The sequence below is a fragment of the Ruegeria sp. H9 genome (assembly GCF_056532915.1).
This window is the reverse complement of sequence record NZ_JBQFNX010000001.1, coordinates 191,675-216,517: the sequence shown is the minus strand read 5'-3', so window position 1 is coordinate 216,517 and position 24,843 is coordinate 191,675. Positions and strand designations below refer to the sequence as shown.

Sequence of the window (24,843 nt, the reverse complement as noted above, 5' to 3'; positions counted from 1 at the left end):
ACTCCCATTTTGTATGGTTTCGAACGTCCAAACCGCATTCGCGGTGGGCGCTTGTCTGCCATTTTGTCTCCGGCAATTGTCTGGACTTTACCTTGATCTAGATCGTGCCAAGATCGATAATTTCGGCATTCATGCATCAGGCAATGTCGGAGATCCGAATGCGAAAGCTATCTTTCACTGCCCATGAACCTGTCAGTTTTGAAGCAAAGGTAAAGGGTTTTGCGGTGGGTGAAGACCACAAAGGCTGATTAGAACCGCAGCCGGCGGAGGTGTTAAAATTTTATTTTGAAACGCTTCGTGGCAGTGACATTTTCGTGAAGCTCAACATATCACCGTGGGTGAATGTGTTTGCAGTGATGCTCGTAAATGGCGAATCAGTACGCTGCTACGGCTTCAGAACGGCCTTCAATGAGGCATCGGGGAAGCAGGTTGGTGTGCTTCCAGAAGCCTCTTGCCAGCGCCCGATCGAGCGTCGGGTTTTGTATCCGGGCAGGCCATCGACGCCACCGACGTCATGACCCTGTTGAACAAGCACCTGCTGCATGCTGGCGACATCTGAACGATAGAGATTGCCGACATCGCCCCAACGACCCCGAAAATCGCCAATTCCGTATTGGATGCGATCGCCGACATGACCCACAAACAGCGCATAAAGATCGCTGGTGTTATAGTCTTTGAGGACATAGAAATTGGGCGTTACGATAAAGGCCGGACCGCTACGACCGGCAGGCATCATAAGATAGCCCTCGGCATCAAGTTCATGTGCCGGAAAAGGTTTGCCGGAAACGCGATTTACGCCCATGGCGACCCAATCGCGGATCAACCGCCCCTGATCAGGGCCCTCCAACGCGCAAGAAACGGTCGTGGGTAGGATAACTTCGAACCCCCAGTCGCGGCCTGTCACCCATCCGTGCTCGTCAAGATACGCGCCGATCGATGCAATCGTGTCCGAGGCTGAGCCCCAGATATCAGTTCGGCCATCCCCATCGCCATCGCGCGCGTAAGTCAGAAAATTTGTGGGCATGAACTGAGGCTGCCCCAAGGCACCCGCCCAACTGCTTTTCAGTGCGTGGCCTTGGCCGTGACCGGATTCAGCGATCTGTAGCGCAGCAATCAGTTCAGCCGTGAAATACTCTGCCCGTGTGCTCATGAACCCTTTGGTGCCCAGCACCTGAAACGCATTATGGCGGATAGGGACTTGTCCGTATCCGCTTTCGCGGCCCCAGATGGCCAGTATGATACGGGCAGGTACGCCGGTTTCTGTCTCGACACGTGATAGCGTGTCCGCGTGGCGCCTAGCCATCTTGCGACCGACGGAGGTGGCACCCTGGACTGATCCGGCATTGAAATATCGACCAGGTGAGCCGAACTCGGCCTGCCGTTGTTGCTTGGGTGTCTTTTTGGGGCTGCCCGGCGGAACCAGGTCAGGAAGGTCCCAGTTTAGCGTTACCCCGTCAAAGGCACTTTGGAACGTGCGTTTCGAAACGCCCTTGGCTTTTGCCCGAGGCCATATGGCTTGTTGCAGCCAGTTCTGGAACTGACGTTCAACCTCAGCGCGATCTTGCGCTACCGAGGGGGCGGCAAGACAAACCAGGGAGACTATAGCAAGAACCAAACGCATATGATTGGTCTCGCGCGCGCTTGACCTCATGTCAACAGCGCCGCCGCAGGGTGATTTTGGAAAAGTTCTTGAGAAAATCCGTGACTCTGCCGATAGTTGCCGGGAAACCCCGCCGCAAGAGGATCATCAGGTGTGACCTTGTCTCGGATACATTCAGTCGCTGTGCCAGCCTTGGTGATCTTTGTTGCTCTGTTGTTGACGGCTGAGTCTGCCGGGGCGAGTGATAGCTTCATGGACCCCCAAGGCCCGATTGCAGCGGTGCAAAAGACACACCTTTTGCGCGCGACGGCTCTTATCCTGATCGCTGTGATACCGGTTCTGGCTCTGGTGCCGCTGATTGCCCTGCGTTATCGCCGACGTAAGGGTGGAAATGCTGCATACACGCCGCATTGGGATTTTTCGGCGAAGCTTGAATTTGTGATGTGGGGCGTCCCGGTCGTGATCGTGATGATCCTGTCTTTCTATCTCTGGAAAGCGACACATCGTCTTGACCCTTATTCGGCCCCTTTTGGAGAAGAGCCTGCCCTAAATGTGCAGGTGGTTGGCCTCGATTGGAAATGGCTGTTCATCTATCCAGATCATGGCATCGCAACGGTGGGAGAACTGGGCATACCGATCAAACAGCAAGTTGCGATGACGCTGACCACAGACACGGTGATGCAGTCGTTCATGATCCCGGCGCTGGCAGGGCAAATCTATGCCATGCCGGGGATGACGACTCGGCTACACCTGGTGGCAGACTCGCCTGAAACGATGCAAGGCGAGAACACACAGTATAATGGCCGAGGATTCACAAAGCAGAAATTCCTGGCGCAAGCGATGCAGCCCGAGGATTTTCAGGCATGGGTCGCCAGTGTTAAAGCGCATGGCATACCGTTGACCGAAGGCACCTATCGGACGTTGGCGATGCGTACGGATCGGGATGAGGTACAGGCGGCATTGGGCACCGAACTCATGCCGCTGAATGCGCTTTATTTCACGCTGGAAGAGGGCGACCTGTTCCATTCGATCCTGCGTCGTTATCACAGCGGAGAGCCTCTGCAGTTGGATCAGCAACCCGGAACGGCTGAATACGGGCAGGAGGCAAGCCAATGACAAATGCCGAGACCGGCTTCTTCGGTCGCCTGAGTTGGGATGCATTTCCCATTGCTGGACTGATCCAGAATCCTGGCGCAAATGAGATCATTGCAAACGCTGCTGCTGCCATTGTGATCGTGGGCGTAGTGGTAGTGATTGGCATCCTGACGTGGTTCCGGTTGTGGGGCCCACTCTGGCGCGATTGGCTGACCAGCGCTGATCACAAGAAGATCGGCATCATGTACATTGTCTTCGCCATCGTCATGCTGGCGCGGGGCGTCCTGGAAGGTGTGGTGATGCGGGCCCAACAGGCGGCGGGACCGGGGGACGGATTTCTGGAACCCGAGCATTTCGCGGAACTGTTTAGCACTCATGGCACCATTATGGTGTTCTTCGTCGCGGTACCTTTTGTCTTTGGCGTCGCTAACTACATAATTCCACTCATGATAGGCGCGCGCGACGTGGCCTTTCCGGTGATGAACCAGATCGGGCTTGGTCTGACCGTCTCGGCCGGACTAATGCTGATGGTCTCGCTGGTGGTGGGCGAATTCTCAACAGGTGGTTGGACCGCCTATCCGCCCTATACCGGGGCCGCGTTCAATCCCGGCGTTGGGCCGGATTACTGGATCTGGGCCATCGTGGTCTCTGGCGTGGGCACAACACTGACTGGCATCAACTTTGCCGTCACGATCTACAAGCTGCGTGCGCCGGGGATGAAGTTCATGCGGTTGCCTATGTATTGCTGGACGATAATCTGCAGTTCGATTCTGATCATCTTTGCCATGCCCCCCCTTGGCGTAGCTGCATTGTTGCTGGCCGCTGACCGATATCTCGATTTCCACTTCTTCACCAATGACCTTGGTGGCAACATGATGAACTATGCCAACCTGTTCTGGCTGTTCGGTCACCCCGAGGTCTACCTGCTGGTCCTGCCCGCCTACGGCATCTATTCCGAGGTCTTTGCCACCTTTTCGGCCAAGCGGCTTTATGGCTACAACTCACTGGTCATCGCAACAATGTCGATTGCGGTCATGTCCTTCACGGTTTGGTTGCATCATTTCTTCACCATGGGGCAAAGCGCTCTGATCAACGCGGTGTTCGGGATTGCCACGATGCTGATCGCCATTCCGACCGGGGTAAAGGTCTATGACTGGATGGCGACTCTGTACCGTGGGCGGATTCGATTCTCGGTCCCGATGCTTTATGGCCTTGCGTTCTTGATGTTGTTCGTCATCGGCGGCCTCAGCGGAGTGGTTCTTGCCAATCCAACCGTCGACTATCAGGTCCACAATACGCTGTTTCTGGTTGCGCATTTCCACAACGCGTTGCTACCCGGTGTGCTGTTCGGGTTGCTCGCCGGCTATAACTACTGGTTCCCCAAGGCCTTTGGGTTCCGTCTAAACGAGTTCTGGGGCCGCGTTTCGGTTTTCTGCTGGACAGTTGGGTTTCTGCTGACCTTCATGCCGCTCTACTTCGTTGGTCTGATGGGCATGCCCCGCCGGTCGTTCAGTTGGGAGGATCCCAGCTTTCACCCCTACATGATCACCGCCGTCATAGGATCGCTGGTGATTACTTGCGGGTTGCTTTCGATCCTGGTCCAATTGTGGGTCAGTATACGCGACCGAGAACAGACCCGCGCACCGGTCGGTGATCCTTGGGATGGGCGTACGCTGGAATGGTCGATCCCGTCTCCGCCGCCACCCTACAACTTCGCTATTATTCCGCAGGTTAGTGACCGCGATGACTTTGCTGCAGCTAAGGAGCGCGGACAAGCCTACCCTGCACCCGCGGCCTACGAAGATATCGAGATGCCGCGCAACACCGGCATCGGGTTTATCCTCTGCGTGCTCAGTGGCATCTGGATGTTCTCTCTGGTCTGGTGGATCTGGTGGCTGGCAGCACTGATGACCATCGCGATGATCCTCGCCATTATCATCTGGAGCTTCGACACCAGCACCGAGGTCATCATCCCCGCCGAAGAGGTCCGCAAAGAACACGAGGCGTGGTTGGCGCTGGTCCACAGCACCGCCGCTGTGGATCGCGATCATGAAAGTACACCGGAAAATCGCGGCCTCGCCCGCCCGGATATGGAGGCCGTGATATGAGGCGCGCACCCAAGCACAGCTATCCGGGGATAAACCTCGGTGAGGACCACGCCAGCGCTCACAAGGCGACCGAGGTCGTCACTTTCGGCTTCTGGGTCTTCCTGATGAGCGATCTGGTCTATTTCGGCCTGATGTTCGCGATCTATATCACCATGATAGACGCGCAGGCCGGCGGTCCGGGCCCGCATGAGCTGTTCGACCTGAAAAGCATCTTTGCCCAGACTCTCATTCTGCTGACCAGCAGTTTGACCGTCGGGCTGGCGATGTTGGCGCTGAAATACAACCTGCCTCGGGCACGGATCGTGCTGTGGTTCGGAGTGACACTGCTGCTGGGGCTCAGTTTTCTGGTTTTGGAGATCCGTGATTTCATGAACATGGCAGCCCAAGGCGGTATCCCACAGCGTAGCGGGTTTTTGTCGGCCTTCTATGGTCTCGTACCGCTCCACGGCTTGCATGTTGCAGCCGGGTGTCTGTGGCTAATCGTGCTGGGTATTCAGCTGCGTATGTTCGGGCTGACCGATCTGCTGATGTCGCGTATGGTGCGGTTGGCGCTATTCTGGCATTTCCTCGATCTTATCTGGATCGGCATAATAACCATCGTGTATTTCGGAGGGCTGGCCTATGGATAAACGATCCGAGATGCATCACCGCGAACGGCGGCGTTACGTGATTGGCTATGGTGGGTCACTGCTGCTCACGCTGGTGGTATTTGTGATCGCCTATCATTTCGGTATTGAAACACCAGGCGTCTATATGACCATAGGCCTTCTGGGGTTGGCACAACTGGTTGTTCAACTGATCTATTTTCTACACATCGACCGCCGCCGCAGCAGCCGAGAGGATCTGGACCTGGTTCTGTTCTCGACACTTGTTCTGCTGATTATCATCGGCGGGACAGTTTGGATTCTGGGCAATCTGGCCATGCGCATGCATATGCAGGTGATGTGAGGTCGCTCGCTTAGGCACCAAAAAGGAAGCTGCTTATGAAGTCATTCAAGGCAATTGCCGCCGCAGGGATCCTGGTCACGATTGCTGTTGGATTGTTCCTTTTCTGGCGGCATGAAGAGCGGTATCCGTCAACAAAAGACGCCTATATCGGCGCGAATATCATCTATGTGGCCGCACAGGTGACCGGGCAGGTTTCAGACGTTTCGGTGGTCGAAAACCAGCCGGTCAATGCAGGCGATTTGCTGTTCTCGATTGATCCGACACAGTTCCAAGCCTCGGTCGATCAGGCCAAAGCTAATCTGGACAGTGCCATTCAGCAGGCTGACTCCTTCTCGAACCAGATCACCGCTGCACAGGCCGCTGTCGAAAGCGCCAACTCTTTCTACGAAACGGCTCAGAGCAATCTTGAACGCGCCCGAGCTTTGTTTTCGGACGGGGACCTCGCGCAGGCCTCGCTGGACCAAACTACATCCGAATTCGCACAGGCTTCGGCCCGGTTGACCACCAGCCGGTCCGAGCTTTCCGCATTGCAAAGTGGTCTCGCGGCCCGGCAGGACAATGTGTTGTCCTCGCAGGCTGCGTTGGAAATCGCGCAGGCCGATCTTGTCTGGACCAAGGTCTATGCCGCGGCCGATGGCTGGATCGCAAATCTGACGCTGCGGCCAGGGTCGTCTGTCTCGGCCAATGCGCCGCAATTTTCCATTGTCGAGTCGTCTGACTGGTGGGTCGATGCAAATTTCAAGGAAACATCACTGCCACGCATCCGACCCGGTCAGCCGGTCACAGTGCAGGTGGATATGCTTCCAGACACGACCCTGACCGGCAAGGTTGCGTCGATCGGTCGAGGCTCGGGCGATACGTTTTCGTTGTTGCCGTCCGAAAACTCCAGCGGCAACTGGGTCAAGGTCACTCGACGTTTCCCGGTGCGGATTGAGCTTGATCCAACTGATGCTCCGCTGCGTGTAGGAGGCAGCAGCAAAGTTACGGTGGATACAACCGGACCCAGCCAATGACTGATGCCGGCCATATCAATCGCGTGATTGTCGTGGCCGTCGTGCTCAGTGCAATTCTCGAAGTTCTGGACAGTACCATCGTCAATGTTGCGTTGCCGCATATTCAGGCGGCTTTTGGGGCCACAACCGATCAGGCGACATGGATTTTAACCAGCTATATCGTCTCAGCCGTTGTGGTCATGCCGCTGACCGGGTTTGTCGCGCGTCGGGTCGGGCGGCGCAGGCTGATCCTGACTGCGGTCACGGGTTTTGCCACAATGTCTGTCATGTGCGGCCTGTCATGGAGTCTTCAGACTATCGTCGCGTTCCGCCTGGCGCAGGGCATGTTCGGCGCGTTCCTGATCCCGTTGTCGCAGTCCATCCTGTTTGACGCCTTTCCACGTGAAAAACGGGGGCAGGCCATGGCGGTCTTTGGCTTGGGCGTGGTGGTCGCACCGGTGTTGGGCCCAACTGTAGGCGCAGTCCTGACGGAGTATTTTTCGTGGCGAATGGTGTTTTTCGTCAATCTTCCGGTCGCTGCCATGGCCCTGCTGCTTTTGGCGGGCGAGTTGCCGGACGACAAAACCGAAGAGGTGCGCATCGACTGGAAAGGCCTGGCGCTGCTGGCAGTTGGCATTGGATGCCTTCAATTCATTCTTGACCAAGGTGAGACCAAGGACTGGCTGTCATCGAGGATGATACAGCTGGCGCTGATCGCTTCGGTTCTTGGGGCGCTGGGGTTCATCGTCCATTCTCTGACATCCCGGCATTCTGTCGTTGATTTGCGCCTTTTTGCGGATCGCAACTTTGCCCTGTGCAACCTAGTGATAGCGGGGTTCGCGATCTCATTGTTTGGCGGGATCGCCATACTGCCAACCTTTGTGCAAAGCCTGCTCGATTACCCCGTGATCGAATCCGGTCATTTGTTCATACCGCGCGGGATCGCCGCAGGTGCATCGATGGTGCTGACCGGGGCCGTACTGGTCACCCGGTTTGATCCACGAGTTTTAGCCGGGTTGGGGATGCTGTTGACAGCAGTGGGGAATTTCATGTTGGGCACGCTCAACCTCGACGCCGGTTTCTGGCAACTGGCTTGGCCGGGCTTTGTCAGTGGTCTGGGGATGGGGCTGGTGTTTGTGCCGATGTCTATTCTGGCATTCGAGAGCATCAGTAAATCAAGGCAGGATGAGGCCTCGGGCCTATTCAACGTCACCAGGCAGCTTGGCTCTTCGGTAGGTATTTCATTGGTGGGGACTTGGGTCGTGCGAGGCCTGCAAACCAATACGGCAGTGCTCAGCCAGAATGTGACACCCTACAATCCTGCTGCACAGGCTTATCTTGCGCCGCTGGGGCTGACACCCGATAGCGCTCAGGGCGCCGCCATTCTGGGGCAAGAGATCGCACGGCAGGCCGAGATGATCTCGTACCTTACTGTATTCAACAATCTTGGACTGCTGGCGTTGGCCACGATCCCACTGTTGTTCTTCTGCCGCGCGCCCAGGCCCGACCAAAGGGCTGCAGCACCCGTTCACTAGCGCGTCAGAACAAGGCCCAGCCATAGCGCGAACCAGCACAATGCGAGGCTGAGAGCGATGTTCCCGGCGGCAAATACGATCGTCCGTTCACGGTGCAATTGCAGCGATTGATAGGCGAAGCTTGAGAATGTGGTGAAGCCGCCGCAAAACCCGAATACAAGGCGTTTTTCCTCTTCGCCCATTTCTGCAGAGCCACCCAGATAACCAATCCATAGACCCAGCAGAAGGCTGCCCAGAACATTCACGATCAGGGTCGAGTACGGCAGATCATGCGTCACCCGAAGTGCCAGCCAATGCCGCAGTACAGCCCCCAATCCTCCGCCCAATGCGAACATGGCATGCAGATACAAGGTCGTCATTCCGATGTTTCCCGGGAATGATGCCGCCGACCCAGCGCTTCCCCAAGAACCGCCGCCGTAAGACCAAATGCGATCTCCGCGCTTACGGCGATAACCACAAACCAATTCCCGGTTTCTGCCAGTCTTTCCAGCTCGGCGACGAATGAGGAAAACGTCGATAGCCCACCGCAAAATCCGACGGCCCCTAGATGCAGGACGTGGGCGTGGACAAGATTTCGAATGGCATAGAGCCAACCTAGAACGAAACAGGCCGCAACATTGATGCCGAAAGTCGCGGTCAGGAACGGAGCGCCGGGGATCTCCAGCGAAAATAGCTCGCGCAGCAACGACCCTGCAGCACCCCCCACAAAGACGGCTGTATACATCAGGGCGCGATGCCCGAATACAGGCGCTGTTTTCGACACTGCGGTTGATCCTGCTCTGACCAGCGTTTCATTTTGCATACAGACTGCTTTTGCTTGGTTCAACCGGCCTCGCTAACCCAACCGTTATCTTTGTTTGATTAGCAAGGGCTTGCGCAAACAGGTCAATTTGTTCCACGTTCTGGATGAAGAGCAGGGTCATGGACCCAATGTCCATTCAAGGTCACGCTGTCACAGCGCTACTCAGGGAGATAGGAAATGATTGTTCGCAGGCTTTACTATTTCCTCAGCTATGTCTGCTTGCCTTTGACTTTGCTTTGGGGTTTTTTCTGGCCACCCGCCCACTGGTTGCTGATCATACTGATCCCCTATGCGGTTGTCGGTCTCTACGATATGCTGACAACCAAGCATAATGTGCTGAACAACTACCCGGTACTGGGTCACTTCCGATATATGTTGGAGTTTGTCAGCCCTGAAATCCGGCAGTATTTCGTTGAAACCAATGAAAGCGGGCGGCCCTATAATCGGATCATCCGCAGTCTGGTCTATTCCCGCGCCAAGGGGCAGGTGGATACTCAGGCGTTTGGCACTCAGTACGATATCATGACGGTAGGTTATCACCGCGCTGATCACTCGCTATCCCCCAAGCACGTTGAAGAGAGCGAAGAACGGGTGATACTGGGCGGCCCTCAGTGCGACAAACCCTACAATGCGTCGCGTCTGAACGTATCAGCAATGAGTTTCGGTGCACTCAGCGCCAACGCAATCCGTGCTTTGAATGGCGGTGCAAAAGATGGGGGTTTTGCGCATAACACGGGCGAAGGCGGACTGTCCCCCCACCATCTGGCAGAAGGTGGAGACATCATCTGGCAAATCGGAACAGGATATTTTGGATGCCGCACGCCTGAAGGTGGGTTCGATAAGGACCTGTTTGCCGAAAAGGCCAAGAAAGATGTCGTCAAAGCGATCGAGATCAAACTATCGCAAGGGGCGAAGCCGTCTCATGGCGGGGTCCTACCGGCAGCAAAGGTGGATGAAGAAATCGCCGAGATTCGTGGGGTTCCAGTACATCAGGATGTGATTTCCCCACCTATTCATTCGGCCTTTGATGGACCGACTGGATTGATGCATTTCGTTCAGCATCTGCGAGAGATGTCAGGTGGCAAGCCCGTAGGCTTCAAACTGTGCATCGGTCGTCGATCCGAGTTTATGGCGATTTGCAAAGCGATGTTGGAAACTGAGATTCTGCCTGACTTCATCACGGTGGACGGCGCGGAAGGGGGCACTGGCGCTGCCCCGGTCGAGTTCACCAACCGATTGGGGATGCCGCTCAACGAGGCACTGATATTTGTAAACAACTGTCTGCGCGGTATCGGGGTCCGCGACAAGGTGCGGGTGATCTGTTCGGGCAAAGTGGCCACTGGGTTCGATATGGTCGAGAAATTCGCTTTGGGTGCGGATATGTGTAACGCGGCGCGGGCGATGATGTTTGCGGTGGGGTGCATTCAGGCGCTGCATTGCAACACCAACAGGTGCCCCTCGGGGGTAGCGACGCAAGATCCGATCCGTGGGCGGGCAGTGAATGTGCCACAGAAACGACAGCGCGTGCATCGGTTTCATGACGCGACGCTTGAAAGCTTCCGCGAGATATTAGGGGCTATGGGCAAAGCAAAAGTTTCCGACCTGCGCCCTGCCGACATCCGGCGCCGAAATGCGGATGAACGAGAGCGGTCTTATGCCGAGCTATACAGCTTTCTGGATGACGGCTCTCTGTTGGGCAAGACCATCCCTGAAGAGTTCGCCGCTGACTGGCAAGTCGCCTCGGCGAGCCAGTTCTAGCGACCGCTAGCTAGGTGTTGATCGCGGGTTATTGAGCGTATGCGTATGGATTTTGCGGATGCTCCATTCTACGGCATCCCGCATTGTCTTGCCCAAGGCGATATCAAAGGCCTCAACCAGTTCAGGTGTTTTATCGCTGGTCGCCAGCACTGCTTCCTGGAATGAGCTTGAAGCGATGATCTTGTCCTCATACTCATCGATAATCTTGATATTGATGCGCACTTCTACGCGGACCGTCTTCGTGTCTTCGGTTTCGCTGATGACGATGCCCTGAAATTCGCGCAGATCAGGCGCGATCACATAGTCCGCTCTCAGGCCTACGGTCGAACGTCCTACGGCCGCGACCTTGCCCGAATTTTCGTAGCTTTCGACCATCAGCGCCTGCACAATTAACGGCGCGCGATCCACCCATCGGGCCCGCGGCAGATACTGAACCTGAAGCAAGGTGGGCTGCACGGCGATCTGATCGGTGTTCACGGCCGCCGTCGCTGTGGGCTCTTCGACAACGATCTGTTTTTGGATACGCGGCAGCGATGACGAGAACGTGCTTTTGGGTGTCAGCAAATACAAATCATTGGGCTTAGAAGCCTGCCGCAGCGTGCCCAAGCCCGTGCAGCCTGTTGATGCGGCCAAAACCAGAGTCAATATTAAGGGCCGTATCATTGACGAAACTCCGATGCTTGGGTGCCTAACAAAAAGCGGGCCGGGTCGCGTTCGACCTTGTCGACCAATCTATCCAGACTGATGACCAGACGCTGTGATTCCTCGATGAACCGGATGAACTGAGGCAACCCAACGCGCAAGAAGTCCGAAACCTGACGGCGGTTGTCCTGAACGATCCCGTCGATGGTTCCCAGCAGATCCGACGCCGATTGGGAGGCGCTGAGAACATCGTCGGAAATCTTGTCAATCTTTTCGGTAATATTCGAGACGGTTTCCGCAACCTGATTGGCCGCCTTACTCACATCTTCAGCGACAGGTGAGATATCCTCGTCCATCACGCGGTTTGCCGAGTCAAACGCCCTCTCTGCTGAATCGAGCGCCCCTTTGGCTGAATCCATAGTCGATGTAACCGATTCAAGGGTGGTGTTTGCATTCAGAACAGTCTCGCTGATTACCTCAAGCGTAACGCTGCCTTCATCTGACAGCCGAGTCAGCCTTTCGGCCAGGATTGACCCGCGTTCGATAAAGGGCCGGATATCTTCCTGAATCACGCTTTCAGCACTGGCAATGGCGTTATTTGCAGTCTCTAGCGTTGTTTTGGCGGATTCTGAGGTCTCTTTGATGCTCTTCAGCGTGTCCGTTCCTGTGCTCAACGTCGTCTCGGCCGTGTTCGCCAACGTATCCAGTCTCTTGGTAAATTCTCCAACGTCTTTGGCCGCACCGCCCAAATCGGACGAGAGCGACTGGAAATCCGTCAGAGTTTTATCCAGCTTGCCCGACGCTTCTGCCAGATTGTTCAGGATATCCGACACCGCCTTTCGGTTTTTGTCATCAACAACCGAATTGAGGTTCTCCAACAGGGTGACCGCCTTTTCCAGAACCTCTGGCGCACCCTCAAGCAAGGATTGAATCGAACTGCGCTTGCTTGGGATGACACTATTCTGGGCCAGCCTTTCTGCGGTTGGGGACCCGCCGGAAAGCTCAACATAAGCAACCCCTGTCACACCCAGAGATTGCAACTGTGCGATGGTTTCTTTGGTAACAGGGATGTCGGCATCAACCTCAAGCCGCACTCGCACCTTTGACGGGTCATCTTTGTCCAAGTCCAGGGAAACCACCTGACCCACAGGCAAGCCGTTGTAATTTACGCCACCTGCAGCCGACAGGCCCGAGACATTGTCGAACAACACATCATAATAGGCGTATTGCCGGGTCACTTCGAATTTGGCGAGCCACAGAAAGAACCCGAAGGCACCAAGGATGCCCGCCAGGGTGAACGCACCGATCAGGATGTAATTCGCTCGGGTCTCCATCGCCTCTACCTGTCCTGCCCCTTCTGTTGTGCCGCACGGGCGCGGGGGCCTGTGAAATATTCCTGAACCCAAGGATGGTCGACCTTGGTCATCTCTTCTATCGGACCTTCAACCAGCACGCGTTTTTCCGCAAGTACCGCAACGCGATCACATATGGCATAAAGGCTGTCCAGATCATGGGTTACCATGAACACGGTCAGCCCCAACGTGTGCTGAAGTTCCCCGATCAGTTCATCATATGCGGCGGCCCCGATCGGGTCCAACCCGGCAGTTGGTTCGTCCAGAAAAACGATTTCAGGGTCCAGCGACAGGGCGCGGGCCAACGCGGCGCGTTTACGCATTCCGCCGGACAGTTCCGAAGGGAACTTGCTACAACTTAGTTGAGGCAAGCCAACAAGACTGATCTTCAGACCACCCAGTGCGGCCATCAATTTTTCACTGATACCCGTGTGCTCGCGCAGAGGCGCCATCACGTTCTGCAATACAGTCAGTGAGGAAAACAGTGCACCGTCCTGGAATGCCACACCCCAGCTTCTTTCGATCCGCTGACGTTCTTCTTCGGGGCCATTAAGAACATCGACGCCAAGAACCTCAATACTTCCCGACTTGGGCTTGTTCAGCCCGACGATCGTACGCAAAAGCACGGACTTCCCAGTGCCCGATCCACCGACAACACCCAGCACTTCACCGCGCCAGACATCGAGGTTGAGGTTGTCGTGGACCACTTGCTCGCCGAATTGGTTGGTTAAATTGCGCACACGAATAACGGCTTCGCGTTTCGTGTCGGATTGGGGCTTGTCCTGAAGCGCGGCGCCATCCATGTCAGATCCCCAACTCTGAGAAGAAGATCGAAAACAGGGCGTCGATGGCGATGACCATAAAGATCGATTGCACGACCGAGGCTGTCGTCCGCTGACCAACGCTTTCGGATGAACCTTTGACCTGCATAGCCTGCCAGCAGGCAATGACACCGATCACCAGTGCAAAGAACGGTGCCTTGATCATCCCGACGGCAAGCTGTGCGACGCCGGTATTTTCCTTCAACCGGGTCAGGAACATGCCGGGGCTGACACCGAGGTCGATCCAACTCATCAACGCTCCGCCGATCAGGCCAGCCATATCGGCAACAAAGCCAAGAATGGGCAACATGATCAACAGCGCCAGAACACGGGGAATGACCAGAACTTCAATCGGATCCAACCCCAGGGTGCGCATCGCATCAATCTCTTCCTGCACCTTCATCGAGCCAATCGAAGCCGTAAAAGCCGAACCGGAGCGACCAGCGACGATGATCGCTGTCAGCAGGATACCAAGCTCACGCAGGATCGAGATGGAGATCAATTCGACAACAAAGATCTCAGCCCCGAACTGTTTCAACTGCGTCGCGCCCTGAAAGGCCAGAACGACGCCGATCAGGAAACCCATCAAGGACACAATCGGCAGCGCCTTGAAGCCGACTTGCTCCATCTGTGACACCAAGGCAGCACGACGCAGTCGCCATGGCATGATCAGAGTCCGGACCAATCGATGCAGAGTAAGGCCAAGAAAGCCGATGATTGATAATGTGTCCTGCCAGGCGCCAAAAGTTTTTTGCCCAATCCGGGCAACCCAATTCACAAAGCCATGCGGCGGCAGTTCTTCTCCTGTAACCTCGGGTATGTTGTGCGATACTGTTTCGATCAATGACGAATGCGCAGGGGCCAACCCTTCGAGCTGGACCTGAGCGCCCTCGCTTCCCATCCGCTGCACCAGATTGGCGACTAGCCAGGCCCCTCCGGTATCCAGCGATTCCACCTGCGACATGTCCACAATGACATCTTGGCCGTTGGGCTTTTGGGCAGCAAAACCCGCTTCGACACGATCCAACGATTGAGTGCGCAGATCTCCGGCAAGGCGGATACAAACGCCGGTTGCGCTGGTCTCGGAAATAATCGTCGGCCGTGTCATAGCGGTATGTGATGGCAAACACCGGGTCGCTGCAATGGATTTGTTCGAACCCCTCAGGATTTTGCGCCCGCGCATTGCGGTAGAGCGACAGTGAAGCCCATGGTTCCGGTTCTGGAGCAGGCAGAGCGGGCGAGCCATGCGTTTCGCGTGTTTGCATTGTGGCGCAGGCTCAGTCAGGGTGTTCTGAATGAGGGCGGACAAGCAGAACTATTAATATTCAGATAATTATAGACAAATGTCCTTTGTAAGGTATCGTGAGGCCGAAGTTTTCCTGTTGCGGTTGTGTGTTCGAACAGGCGGCTTGGTCGGGCAGCAAGTGGGCCAATTGGGCGCTTCTTCACCTTGTCTCCGGCTTTTGCCTCAAATGCCTGTCAGGCGCGGATTGAGAGGTGATTGATGGTCGATTGGCTGGTGCATATTCTTCAAAACTACCCTGAATTGGCGGTGTTCCTGTCCATCGGTATCGGCTTTCTCGTTGGTCCCTGGAAACTGATGGGGTTCAGTCTGGGCACGGTCACGGCAACGTTGTTGGCGGCGGTGGTGATCGGGCAGGCCCAGATTGAAATCGACTCGGCGGTCAAATCGACTTTCTTCATCTTGTTCATCTTTGCTGTGGGCTACGGTGTCGGACCTCAGTTCATCCGCGGCCTGAAAGCAGACGGCGCACGCGAGGTGTTCTTTGCGCTCAGCGTGCTCGCACTTTGCCTTGTAATCCCGATCATCGCAGCCAAGGTCGCGGGTCTGGAACTTGGCTATGCCGCGGGGCTTTATGCCGGATCGCAGACGATTTCAGCGGCGATCGGCGTTGCGACCGACCAAATCGGCCAGCTGGGCCTGTCGGCGGAACAGGCCAAAACCTATGCGAACCAGATTCCGATTGCCTATGCGGTGACCTATATTTACGGCACAATCGGGTCGGCCATCATTCTGGCCAAGATCGGCCCGCGTCTGATTGGCGTCGATCTGGTCGCGGCCTGCAAGGAATATGAGGCTAAGCTGGGTGGCACGACGTCGGTTGAAACCGGTGATGGCATCGTCTCGGCATATCGCGCGATCGAGGCGCGGGCCTTTGAGATCCCAGAAGGTAGCGATTTGCTAGGGCAACCGGTCAAAGATCTGATGCCCGGTATCCGCATCTATGCCGAACGCCTGAGACGCGACGGGAAGATCATAGAGGTAGATGATAACACCGTATTGCAGGCCGGAGATGTTGTGATGTTCTCAGGCCGCCGCGCTGATCTGGTGGGTTTGCTTGAGACCAATCTTACAGAAGCTGACGCGCCTGATCTGCTGAGCATACCGTCGGAAAAACTGGATGTGCTGATCACCAGCAAAGAGGTTCATAACAAGACGCTTGAAGAGCTAAGCAAACTGTCGATCGCGCGGGGCATTTATGTCTCGAAACTGATGCGAAACATGCAGGATTTGCCGCTGCTACCCGGGACAGTCGTGCATCGTGGTGACATCGTCACAATTCAGGGCAGCAAGCGGCATGTCGAGGCCGCAGTTGCCCAGATTGGCTATGCCGACCGCCCGGTAGACACCACAGATCTGGCCTTTGTAGGCTGGGGGATTTTCATCGGCGGCATCATTGGAACACTGTCAGTCATGATGGGTGGTTTCCCGATCAGCCTTTCCACTACCGGAGGCGCGCTGCTGGCTGGGCTGGTGCTGGGTTGGCTGCGTACGGTGCACCCGACCTTTGGGCGCATCCCGGGTCCGGCGCTTTGGTTGATGAACACTCTGGGTCTGAACGTGTTTATCGCGGTGATAGGGATCACCGCAGGGCCGGGATTTGTCGCGGGACTGCAACAGGCCGGTATTGCGCTGCTGCTATGGGGAATCGTCGCGACTTCGCTACCAATGATCTTTGCAGTTTACGTCGGGCATTACGTGTTCAAATTCCACCCGGCCATTCTGTTTGGTGCCTGCGCAGGTGCGCGCACCACGACGGCGGCGTTGGGTATGATCCAGGAAGCCGCGCAAAGTCGCATCCCGGCGCTTGGCTACGGAATGCCGTATGCGATCGGAAATACATTATTGACCATCTTCGGGATGGTCGTTGTTTTGATCCTAAGCTGATTTGGAGAGGTTCACGTTATGGATAGAGTAACGCTGCACGATTACGAAGCACTCAGCCCGTTTCAGATCAAGGATGAGCTGATCAAACTGGCCTCGGCCGAGGCGCGTAAGGCCAATAGTGCTTTCCTGAACGCGGGGCGCGGCAATCCTAACTGGGTTGCCACCCGTCCGCGTGAGGCGTTCTTTGCCCTTGGTCAATTTGCCATAACTGAATCCAAACGTGTGATGGACCACCCCGCTGGTTTAGGCGGAATGCCGGCGCAGAAAGGTTGCCATGGACGGCTGCAGAGCTGGGCGTCTGATCATTCCGACACGCCGGGCGTCGATACGCTGCTTGAGGTCGTGGCGCATGCCATATCCGCATTTGATTTCGATGCGGACGAGTTTGTGCATGAACTGACGGATTCGATCATCGGTGATAACTATCCGGTGCCTGACCGCATCCTGAAACACAATGCCACCATTGCCCATGAATACCTGATGTGGTCCATGTGCCGAGGTCACCGGCCTGACGCTCAGTTCGATCTGTTCGCAGTCGAAGGCGGCACGGCGGCGATGTGTTATATCTTCAAGTCTCTCAAAGCCAATCGGCTGCTGAACCCGGGTGATACGATCGCGTTGTGTACACCGATCTTCACGCCTTACTTGGAAATGCCTGAGTTGGAGGATTACAGCCTTGAATCCGTGCATGTGGAAACCGATGAAGAGGATGGTTTTCAACTGACCGACCAAGCAGTGGAAAAGTTGAAAGATCCCAAGGTAAAGGCGTTCTTCCTAGTCAATCCCGGCAATCCGTCTTCGGTCGCGCTCAGTACCGCGTCACTTCGCAAACTAGCGGATCTGGTTGAAAATCACCGGCCTGATCTGATCGTGCTAACGGATGATGTCTACGGCACCTTTGTGCACGATTTTACCTCGGTCATGGGCCATCTGCCGCGCAACACAATCGGTGTGTATTCCTACTCGAAGTATTTTGGCTGCACCGGCTGGCGTCTCGGCGTGATTGCCGTGGCGCAAGATAACATCTTCGATCTCAAGCTGGTGGATCATCCGGATGAGATCAAACAGTCCCTGGACAAGCGCTACGGCACGCTCAGCCTGACACCGAGTGACATTCGCTTTATCGACCGGCTTGTGGCCGATAGCCGCGATGTGGCTTTGAACCACACGGCGGGCCTGTCGCTGCCGCAGCAGGTGATGATGACACTGTTTTCACTCAGTGAGTTGGTCGACAGCAAGAAAATCTATCAGACCGCCTGTATGGAGTTGGTTCATCGCCGTTTCAAACTGCTGACCGAAGCGATGGGCATCGAGGTGCAGGCAGGTGAGCATTACGACGCCTATTACGGCATCATCGATTTCGAATACTGGTTGCGAAAATATGTCGGTGAAGATGTCGTGGCTTGGATCAAGCAGAATGTTCATCCATTGGATATCGCGTTCAAGCTGGCCGAAGACTATGGCATCGTTTTGCTGAACGGCAGCGGATTTGATGCTCCGGGCTGGTCGGCTCGCGTGTCCTTTGCGAATCTGCCGGACGAGGCATATTCGCAGATCGGAACAGCCGTTCGATCAGTGGCACGCGGCTATGTTCAAGCCTACCGTGCCGCGAACAATTTGCCGCTGCACGGATAGATAAATCTCCCTACACCTGCGCCTGAACTGGTGATACCCATGGGCGCAGGGGAGGACGAATTTGGACATTTCCGAACAGCGCATCAAGGCGATGACCACGGCTGGCCTGAACCTGATCGGTCAGGCGCTGTCAATTTATGACAGCCAATTGCGTCTCGTGGTCAGCAACCTGCGGTTTCAGGAAATGTTCGACCTGCCAAACGAACTTGTCGAGCCGGGGGCTCTGTTTCGCGACACAATTTATTTTCTCGCTAGCCGCGGGGAATACGGTTCGGTCGGCGATGTTGACGAGATGGTCGAGCTACGCGTTTCACAGGCCCTCGCGTTCGAGCCGCATTATATGGAGCGCACACGGCCTAATGGTCAGGTGATCTCGGTCGAAGGTGCACCTTTGCCCAATGGGGGTTGGGTGGCCGTCTATACCGACATAACTCGCACGAAGCGGGTAGAAGATTTGCTGCGTGCCCGTTCAGAAGAACTGTCTGGCCAACTTCTGAGCCATGCCGAAGAGCTTTCCGCAACCAACCGCAAACTGGCCGCGACCATCACCGCGCTGGAAGAAGCCAAGCGTCAACTGACAGAGATCGAGGCCCGCACGCGGATGACGACCGAGATGATGCCGGCTCATATCGCGCATCTGGATGCCGATGGACGATACGATTACTCAAACCGCCGCCTCAGTTCGGTCATGCCCGGCCGTCCGTCTGACATTCTGGGCCTTCATATATCAAAGGCTTTGGGGTCATCTGCCTATGACCGGGTAAAGCCACATCTGGAACAGGCCTATGGAGGCCAACCTTCGGTTTTCGAGTTTACCGAAGATCAGGATTCACGCCGCATTCGGGTATCATTCACCCCGGATAAAGCGGGTGGTGTTTATGTCATGTCGGTGGATATCACCGAAGAAACTCAAGCCCGTGTCGCCCTTCAGCAAACGCGGCGCAGAGCCATGGCGGCGCAGATGACAAGCGGGCTTGCCCATGACTTTTCTAATTTGCTGACCATCATTCTGGGCATGCAGGCGCGATTAGAGAGGATGGATCTACCCGAGGAAGCCGATCAGCTAGTCACGGCTACGCAACAAACTGCCCGACGCGGGGGGCAACTGCTGAATCGCATCGCAGACATGACCGGCAATCGCACGCCGCAACCTCAGGCGACGGATATGCGCGGTTTACTTGAGGATTTGCGAATCCTTGCCACCCCGTCCTTGCCGCGGGGCATGGGGTTGTCGGTGGTCAATACTCTACCCGACAAGGCGCTGATGCTCGATCCCGGCATGGTTCAGGATGCACTGCTGAACCTGGTTCTGAATGCGCGGGATGCTTGCGGCACATCGGGCCAGATCACGATCACTGCGCATGCAATCGGGACAATATGGGTTGAGATCACGGTGTCGGACACTGGCCCGGGGTTTACCGGGGAAGCATTAAAGAAAGCGTTAAACCCATTCTTTTCCACCAAAGGCAGCGATGGCTCGGGGTTGGGACTTCCAATGGTCTACGACACGGTAAAGCTGGCGGGCGGTGACCTTAATTTGCGCAACACGCCTTCTGGTGCTTCGGTCGTGATACGTTTGCCCTACCGTCCTGCCCCGTCCGCGCAAGCGGGTCTCGTATTGTTGGTTGAAGACAGCGATGACCTGCGCAGTCAGTTCCGGGACATGCTGGTCGATTTGGGGTGTTCGGTGATCGAGGCAAGCTCGGTCGATGAAGCTTTGACCTTGACGTCGGAAATCGGTGATATCGCGCTGGTTCTATCAGATATTAAGCTGGAGGGCGAAGGCACTGGGATCGACATTGTCGACCGCCTGAATGGTGCGTTGCCCTGTATACTGATGACGTCGCTGCCGCTAAATGACCCGCTACATCATCAGGCATTGACCCGTGCACCTGTCCTAAGCAAACCATTCACATCGTCGCAATTGTCGGCGTTGATCCGAACCAAGGCCGCCTGAATGACACAACCTTTGGTGACCATTCTCGATGACGAACCTGAAATCCGCCGTATCCTAACGGAAGCGCTGGAAGATGCCGGGTTTCAAACTCAGAGCTTTTCACGTGCCCGTGAATTTGAAGCTTCGCTGAAAAGGGTCACTCCGGATCTGTGTTTGGTGGATTTATCATTGCCGGATACCGACGGTCTTGCACTTGTGCACAAACTTGCGCTTGAGCAAGGTGCTGCCGTCATCATCATTTCAGGCCGCGCTCAGGTACAGGACCGGGTAACGGGATTGGAGCTTGGCGCAGATGATTACATCACCAAACCATTTGATCCAGCCGAAGTAATTGCTCGGGTCCGCGCCCGGCTACGCTCTACTGGACCAGCAACGCCGAATTCAGACATAGCCGAATTCAATGGTTGGACCGCACAGTTTGATCGATATGTCTTGATCAATGCCGATGGCGTCGAGACACCTTTCAGCCACGCCGAAGGTGAGGTTCTGCGATTGTTTCTTGAAAGTCCCAAACGCCTGATCAGCCGCGCGCGCATGCAGGACATGTTGGGTGGCGGGGCAGGTGACAGCTTTGACCGCGCTATGGATGTTCGGATTTCCCGCTTGCGAACGAAGCTGGGCGAAGATCCCAAAAACCCGCGCCTTATTAAAACGATATATGGTGCGGGATATATCTTTCTTGGTGACGTGACCTGGTCTTAGTCGTCGGTCCCCCCCGACGCCTAAGATGTCTATCGGCTGGCGCTTTGCTATCTGCTGCCCATCTGTCGTTCTCTTCAATCGCGCAGCGCCTCGTCTTTTATTTTCAGAACAGGTTGGATCAGATAATCCAGAACTGACTTTCGGCCTGACAGAATATCGACCTGAGCGATCATTCCTGGGATGATTTCAACCGCTGTACCACCCGCATCCAACATCGTGTCTGAAGTCTGAATTTCGACGACGAAAACCTCTTCTTCACTTCGTTCCGAGCGAGTGATGGTGTCGGCACCGATGCGAACGATCTCGCCATCCAGACTGCCGTACCGCGAAAAATCGTAGGCCGTGATCTTGATTTTGACCTTTTGCTCTGGGTGCAGGAAGGCGATGTCCTTGGGCCGGACATAGGCTTCCACCAACAATCTGTCGTCCAACGGAACAATCTCAATCAGTTCCTCACCGCTTCGGGCCATCCCGCCGATCGTCGTCCGGTGAATCCGGTTTACGACACCCCGTACGGGGGCCCGGATCTGCGCGCGAGACGCACGGTCACGCAAAGAGGGTAGGGCAGGTTGCAAGGCGGCAAGCTCTGCCGAAACCAAAGCCAGATCAGTTAGTGCGGCACTACGAAACCGACTGCGCGTCGCGCGGACCTTGTCATCCACTTCATCCAGCCCAGCCTTCAACCGGTTGATCATCGCCTCTGCTCTGACCTTACGGCCTTTCCATTCCGCCTCGCTACGGCGCAGGGCCAAAAGGGTTGTTGCCGGTTCCATCTTCTGTTCGACCAATGGCACCATCATAGCGCGCTCATCGGCCAACACATTCAGGGTCTCGGTTGACGTGACCTGGTCAACCAATCCCTCTTCGTACTCGCGTTGCCGCTGTTCGCGCTGTCGAGAGAGAATTGCAATCTCAGCTTCAAGTTCTGCTTGCCGACCGTGGTACAGCGCAGTCTCCGACCGCACGACATCTGGCGCGCCAGTCAGAAGATCGTCGTCAAACTCAAGCTCAGCCCCATCGATTTCGGCACGTAGTCGTTGTGCGCGGGCCATCAAACCAAAGGCACGCTGTTGCTCTTGGCTCAACTCTCGTTCGATCTGAGTAGTATTCAGCTCCATCAGCAATGTACCAGCCTCAACCACCAGACCCTCGCGCACGTGAACGGACCGCAAAACACCGGGTTCGGTCGCTTCGATCACCTGAATATCGCCGGATGGCACGATACGCCCATCTGCCCTCACGACATCGTCGAGTTCAATTAAATGAGCCCAGGCGACGGCGCTTATCAAACAACTGAGTATCAGGAGCAGCAGCAATGATCCCCGCAGCGGTGACCCGCCACGCATTTCACGGGCGAGGCTTTCCAGATCAGGATGCCGCGACATTCAGATGCCTCCCGTGTTTGCGAACTGTCTGCGTCAGGATGTTTTTGGGTCCGTCCATCGCAATTTTGCCATCCTCAATCACTATGACCCGATCAACCAGTTCCAGCAGGCTGGTTCGGTGCGTCACGATGATCATCGTGGTATCTGGCGTGGTCTTTTTAAGGCGACGTATAATTTCGGATTCGGATTTGACGTCCATCGCGCTCGTAGGCTCATCCAGCAGCAGGACAGGAGGATGCCCGATAAGCGCCCGGGCCAATGCAATCGCCTGCCTTTGACCACCTGACAATCCTTCTCCTCGTTCGGCTACAGGCTGATCATAGCCCCGTGGGTGCCGCGCGATAAAATCTTCGACACCTGCAATGCGCCCTGCACGGATCAGTTCATCATCACGCGGGCGCACCGACCCGCTGGCAATGTTTTCCCGGACGGTACCGGAAAACAGCCAGATGTCTTGCAAGACTGAACCAATATTTCGCCGCAAGTCGCCGGGATCAATCTGGCGAATGTCCAGCCCGTCCAACATCACCGAGCCCACGCGCGGTTGGTAGAGGCCCAACAATAGTCGCGCAATCGTACTCTTGCCCGACCCGATCTGGCCCAGGACAGCGACTTTTTCACCGGGTTCGATTGTAAATGAAACACCTTTCATCGCGTCTTCCGATTGATCGGGATATGCGAAATGAACATTGTTAAACGTTATCCGCCCGGAAAACTCGGATCTGCTGATCCAAGATTTGCCTTCAGGCCGCTCATTGCTTGCCTGCATTAACGTGTCCAGATTGCGGTAGGCACTGCGTGCCTGATTGACACGTGTCAGGGTTTGCGCCAATTGTCCCAGCGGTGCCAGGGCACGGCCGGTCAGCATCACCGACGCAACAAGTGCCCCCATGCTCGTCTGGCCATCCGTGATCAGAAATACACCATAAAAGACGATAAGAACTTGCGCGGCCTGCTGAGTAAATCCAGTTAGGTTCAGGGCAAATTGAGTAACGGCCCTGCTGCGTGATCCGTAGTTTGACTGGCGTGCAATTGCACCTTCCCACCGCATTCGCATCTGCCGACTGGCGGCGGTTGTCTTGATGGTTTCCAAGCCTGATACAGCCTCAACCAGAACAGATTGCTTGGATTGTCCGTCTGCAAAACTTTGTTCAGCAAGACGCGACAGGATCGGTTGAACAGCCAGTCCGCTGAGAAGAACGACTGGTACAGCGAGTGCCGGAACAAGCGCCAGCGGGCCGCCCACCATATAGATCGCGAATATGAATACCGCGATGAATGGCAAGTCTACGACAGCGACGAGTGTGGCAGAAGTGAAGAATTCACGCAAAGTTTCGAATTCGCGGATGGTACTGGCCATTGCACCCGTTGAGCCCGTTCGGGACGACATGCGAATATTCAGCACCTGGTCAAATACTCGCCGTCCCATGGACATGTCAGCATTTTGGCCGGCGCGATCTATGAACCCCGCGCGAAGGAGCTTCAGCGCGAAGTCAAAAAGAAGCGCCAACCCCACGCCAAGCGTCAAAGCAATCAGCGACTCGGTCGCCTCGTTGGGCAAGACCCGGTCGTAGACGATCATGATAAAGACTGAGGTCGTAAGCCCCAGAACGTTTGCCATTGCCGCAGCCAGCGCCACCTGAACGTAAGACCAGCGGTTTGCGGAAAGTGCCGACCAGAACCAATGACCCCGCTGATCAGCCTGATCGGCGTTACCCTCGTCGCGGTGCAAGGGTCGAAACAACAATGCATAGCCCGTGTAGATTTCGCCCACGCCGCTTTCGGGAACCTCTCCGATACCGTCATCCAAAGCGGGGTCGTAAAGCAATAGATCGCCATTGCGCGTACGCCCGTGGTACACAACGGCGCGATCGCCTTCCAACAACAAGATCGCAGGTGCCAGCGGTGCATCAAATGCCGACAGCTTTCGCGCACCAAACCCGACCTGCAGGCCTGCTCGTTGTGCCGCGTGCATCGCATCGCGCACGGTCAACTCATCTGTATCACCAGATTGGCAGGCGTTCAGTGCTGCAACTGTCAATGGCCGCTCAAGTGTCGCCGCGACATTCAACAAGCAAGCTTCCAATTCGGTCAGAGTTGCACGATCAACATTCATAGCGACTTATCCAGCGTGTCCATCGTGAACCCCGGAAAACCCAGAATGGTCTCGGTTCGGATCGATGAGGTGTAATTGGCCAAAGCGAAGTTCTGTTCTGCCAGAATCAGCCGTTCCTGTAGCTGCATGTCGTTGCGTTTCGCACCCGACACTCGGGATCTCGCAGTCAATACATCCATTCTAGGTTCATGACCTTCCGATACCC

Annotated in this window: 21 protein-coding genes; 11 read left to right on the top strand and 10 right to left on the bottom strand. The window is 55.8% G+C overall.

Features of this window, described 5'->3' with window-relative positions; all coding sequences use genetic code 11:
• Positions 1-385: 385 nt before the first annotated feature.
• Positions 386-1,621: a lytic murein transglycosylase gene (locus ACR0CZ_RS01035; protein WP_170465755.1), complete on the bottom strand. Its 1,236-nt coding sequence runs from the start codon at positions 1,619-1,621 to the stop codon at positions 386-388.
• Positions 1,622-1,852: 231 nt separating this feature from the next.
• Here ACR0CZ_RS01035 and ACR0CZ_RS01030 point away from each other — a divergent pair, with 231 nt between their 5' ends.
• From ACR0CZ_RS01030 to ACR0CZ_RS01005, 6 genes are read left to right on the top strand one after another with little or no spacing between them, the layout of a single operon-like run.
• Positions 1,853-2,716, top strand: a complete 864-nt coding sequence (locus tag ACR0CZ_RS01030; RefSeq protein WP_480503027.1) for a cytochrome ubiquinol oxidase subunit II — start codon at positions 1,853-1,855, stop codon at positions 2,714-2,716.
• Complete coding sequence (locus ACR0CZ_RS01025) at positions 2,713-4,803, top strand: cbb3-type cytochrome c oxidase subunit I (RefSeq protein WP_170394498.1); 2,091 nt, start codon at positions 2,713-2,715, stop codon at positions 4,801-4,803. The genes ACR0CZ_RS01030 and ACR0CZ_RS01025 overlap by 4 nt, the downstream gene beginning before the upstream one ends.
• On the top strand, positions 4,800-5,432 hold the full coding sequence (locus ACR0CZ_RS01020) for a cytochrome c oxidase subunit 3 (protein ID WP_170394501.1): 633 nt from the start codon (positions 4,800-4,802) through the stop codon (positions 5,430-5,432). The genes ACR0CZ_RS01025 and ACR0CZ_RS01020 overlap by 4 nt, the downstream gene beginning before the upstream one ends.
• Positions 5,425-5,751, top strand: coding sequence for a cytochrome o ubiquinol oxidase subunit IV (locus tag ACR0CZ_RS01015; RefSeq protein ID WP_255612219.1), 327 nt, complete (start codon positions 5,425-5,427; stop codon positions 5,749-5,751). Before ACR0CZ_RS01020 ends, ACR0CZ_RS01015 begins: the two co-directional genes overlap by 8 nt.
• A gap of 35 nt (positions 5,752-5,786) precedes the next feature.
• Positions 5,787-6,764, top strand: a complete 978-nt coding sequence (locus tag ACR0CZ_RS01010; RefSeq protein WP_170394503.1) for an HlyD family secretion protein — start codon at positions 5,787-5,789, stop codon at positions 6,762-6,764.
• Positions 6,761-8,278 carry a DHA2 family efflux MFS transporter permease subunit gene (locus tag ACR0CZ_RS01005; RefSeq protein WP_170394506.1) on the top strand — a complete coding sequence of 506 codons (1,518 nt, stop codon included), beginning with the start codon at positions 6,761-6,763 and terminating at the stop codon, positions 8,276-8,278. The genes ACR0CZ_RS01010 and ACR0CZ_RS01005 overlap by 4 nt, the downstream gene beginning before the upstream one ends.
• Here ACR0CZ_RS01005 and ACR0CZ_RS01000 read toward each other — a convergent pair.
• Both ACR0CZ_RS01000 and ACR0CZ_RS00995 read right to left on the bottom strand, forming a co-directional pair.
• Positions 8,275-8,637, bottom strand: coding sequence for a fluoride efflux transporter FluC (locus ACR0CZ_RS01000; RefSeq protein WP_170465759.1), 363 nt, complete (start codon positions 8,635-8,637; stop codon positions 8,275-8,277). The two genes, ACR0CZ_RS01005 and ACR0CZ_RS01000, sit on opposite strands and share 4 nt — an antisense overlap.
• The gene (locus ACR0CZ_RS00995) at positions 8,634-9,080 is read right to left on the bottom strand and encodes a fluoride efflux transporter FluC (RefSeq protein WP_480562742.1); all 447 of its coding nucleotides are present in this window, start codon (positions 9,078-9,080) and stop codon (positions 8,634-8,636) included. The genes ACR0CZ_RS01000 and ACR0CZ_RS00995 overlap by 4 nt, the downstream gene beginning before the upstream one ends.
• A 177-nt stretch (positions 9,081-9,257) precedes the next feature.
• Here ACR0CZ_RS00995 and ACR0CZ_RS00990 point away from each other — a divergent pair, with 177 nt between their 5' ends.
• Positions 9,258-10,838: an FMN-binding glutamate synthase family protein gene (locus tag ACR0CZ_RS00990; protein WP_170394512.1), complete on the top strand. Its 1,581-nt coding sequence runs from the start codon at positions 9,258-9,260 to the stop codon at positions 10,836-10,838.
• Between the two features lie 6 nt (positions 10,839-10,844).
• Here ACR0CZ_RS00990 and ACR0CZ_RS00985 read toward each other — a convergent pair whose 3' ends face one another.
• Genes ACR0CZ_RS00985 through ACR0CZ_RS00970 form a run of 4 tightly spaced genes read right to left on the bottom strand, consistent with a single transcriptional unit; the run spans position 10,845 to position 14,761 of the window.
• Positions 10,845-11,501 carry an ABC-type transport auxiliary lipoprotein family protein gene (locus ACR0CZ_RS00985; RefSeq protein WP_170465763.1) on the bottom strand — a complete coding sequence of 219 codons (657 nt, stop codon included), beginning with the start codon at positions 11,499-11,501 and terminating at the stop codon, positions 10,845-10,847.
• The gene (locus tag ACR0CZ_RS00980) at positions 11,498-12,814 is read right to left on the bottom strand and encodes an MlaD family protein (RefSeq protein ID WP_170394518.1); all 1,317 of its coding nucleotides are present in this window, start codon (positions 12,812-12,814) and stop codon (positions 11,498-11,500) included. The genes ACR0CZ_RS00985 and ACR0CZ_RS00980 overlap by 4 nt, the downstream gene beginning before the upstream one ends.
• A gap of 5 nt (positions 12,815-12,819) precedes the next feature.
• Entirely contained in the window at positions 12,820-13,635 is an 816-nt protein-coding gene (locus ACR0CZ_RS00975; RefSeq protein ID WP_170394521.1) for an ABC transporter ATP-binding protein, read from the bottom strand.
• A 1-nt stretch (position 13,636) separates the two neighbouring features.
• Positions 13,637-14,761 carry an ABC transporter permease gene (locus ACR0CZ_RS00970; protein WP_170394524.1) on the bottom strand — a complete coding sequence of 375 codons (1,125 nt, stop codon included), beginning with the start codon at positions 14,759-14,761 and terminating at the stop codon, positions 13,637-13,639.
• Positions 14,762-15,157: 396 nt separating this feature from the next.
• Here ACR0CZ_RS00970 and aspT point away from each other — a divergent pair, with 396 nt between their 5' ends.
• From aspT to ACR0CZ_RS00950, 4 genes are all read left to right on the top strand, one after another.
• Entirely contained in the window at positions 15,158-16,843 is a 1,686-nt protein-coding gene (gene aspT, locus ACR0CZ_RS00965; protein ID WP_170394528.1) for an aspartate-alanine antiporter, read from the top strand.
• Between the two features lie 18 nt (positions 16,844-16,861).
• Entirely contained in the window at positions 16,862-18,478 is a 1,617-nt protein-coding gene (locus ACR0CZ_RS00960) for a bifunctional aspartate transaminase/aspartate 4-decarboxylase (RefSeq protein WP_170465766.1), read from the top strand.
• A gap of 91 nt (positions 18,479-18,569) precedes the next feature.
• Complete coding sequence (locus ACR0CZ_RS00955; protein WP_480503105.1) at positions 18,570-20,435, top strand: PAS-domain containing protein; 1,866 nt, start codon at positions 18,570-18,572, stop codon at positions 20,433-20,435.
• Positions 20,436-21,137: a response regulator transcription factor gene (locus ACR0CZ_RS00950; protein WP_170394537.1), complete on the top strand. Its 702-nt coding sequence runs from the start codon at positions 20,436-20,438 to the stop codon at positions 21,135-21,137.
• Between the two features lie 74 nt (positions 21,138-21,211).
• On the opposite strand, the gene ACR0CZ_RS00945 is transcribed toward ACR0CZ_RS00950, so the two are convergent.
• From ACR0CZ_RS00945 to ACR0CZ_RS00935, 3 genes are read right to left on the bottom strand one after another with little or no spacing between them, the layout of a single operon-like run.
• A complete protein-coding gene (locus ACR0CZ_RS00945) occupies positions 21,212-22,522 on the bottom strand; it encodes an HlyD family type I secretion periplasmic adaptor subunit (RefSeq protein WP_480537137.1) in 1,311 nt (436 codons plus the stop codon).
• On the bottom strand, positions 22,506-24,638 hold the full coding sequence (locus tag ACR0CZ_RS00940) for a type I secretion system permease/ATPase (RefSeq protein WP_480537138.1): 2,133 nt from the start codon (positions 24,636-24,638) through the stop codon (positions 22,506-22,508). The genes ACR0CZ_RS00945 and ACR0CZ_RS00940 overlap by 17 nt, the downstream gene beginning before the upstream one ends.
• The gene (locus tag ACR0CZ_RS00935) at positions 24,635-24,817 is read right to left on the bottom strand and encodes a hypothetical protein (RefSeq protein WP_170394547.1); all 183 of its coding nucleotides are present in this window, start codon (positions 24,815-24,817) and stop codon (positions 24,635-24,637) included. Before ACR0CZ_RS00935 ends, ACR0CZ_RS00940 begins: the two co-directional genes overlap by 4 nt.
• Positions 24,818-24,843: the final 26 nt, after the last annotated feature.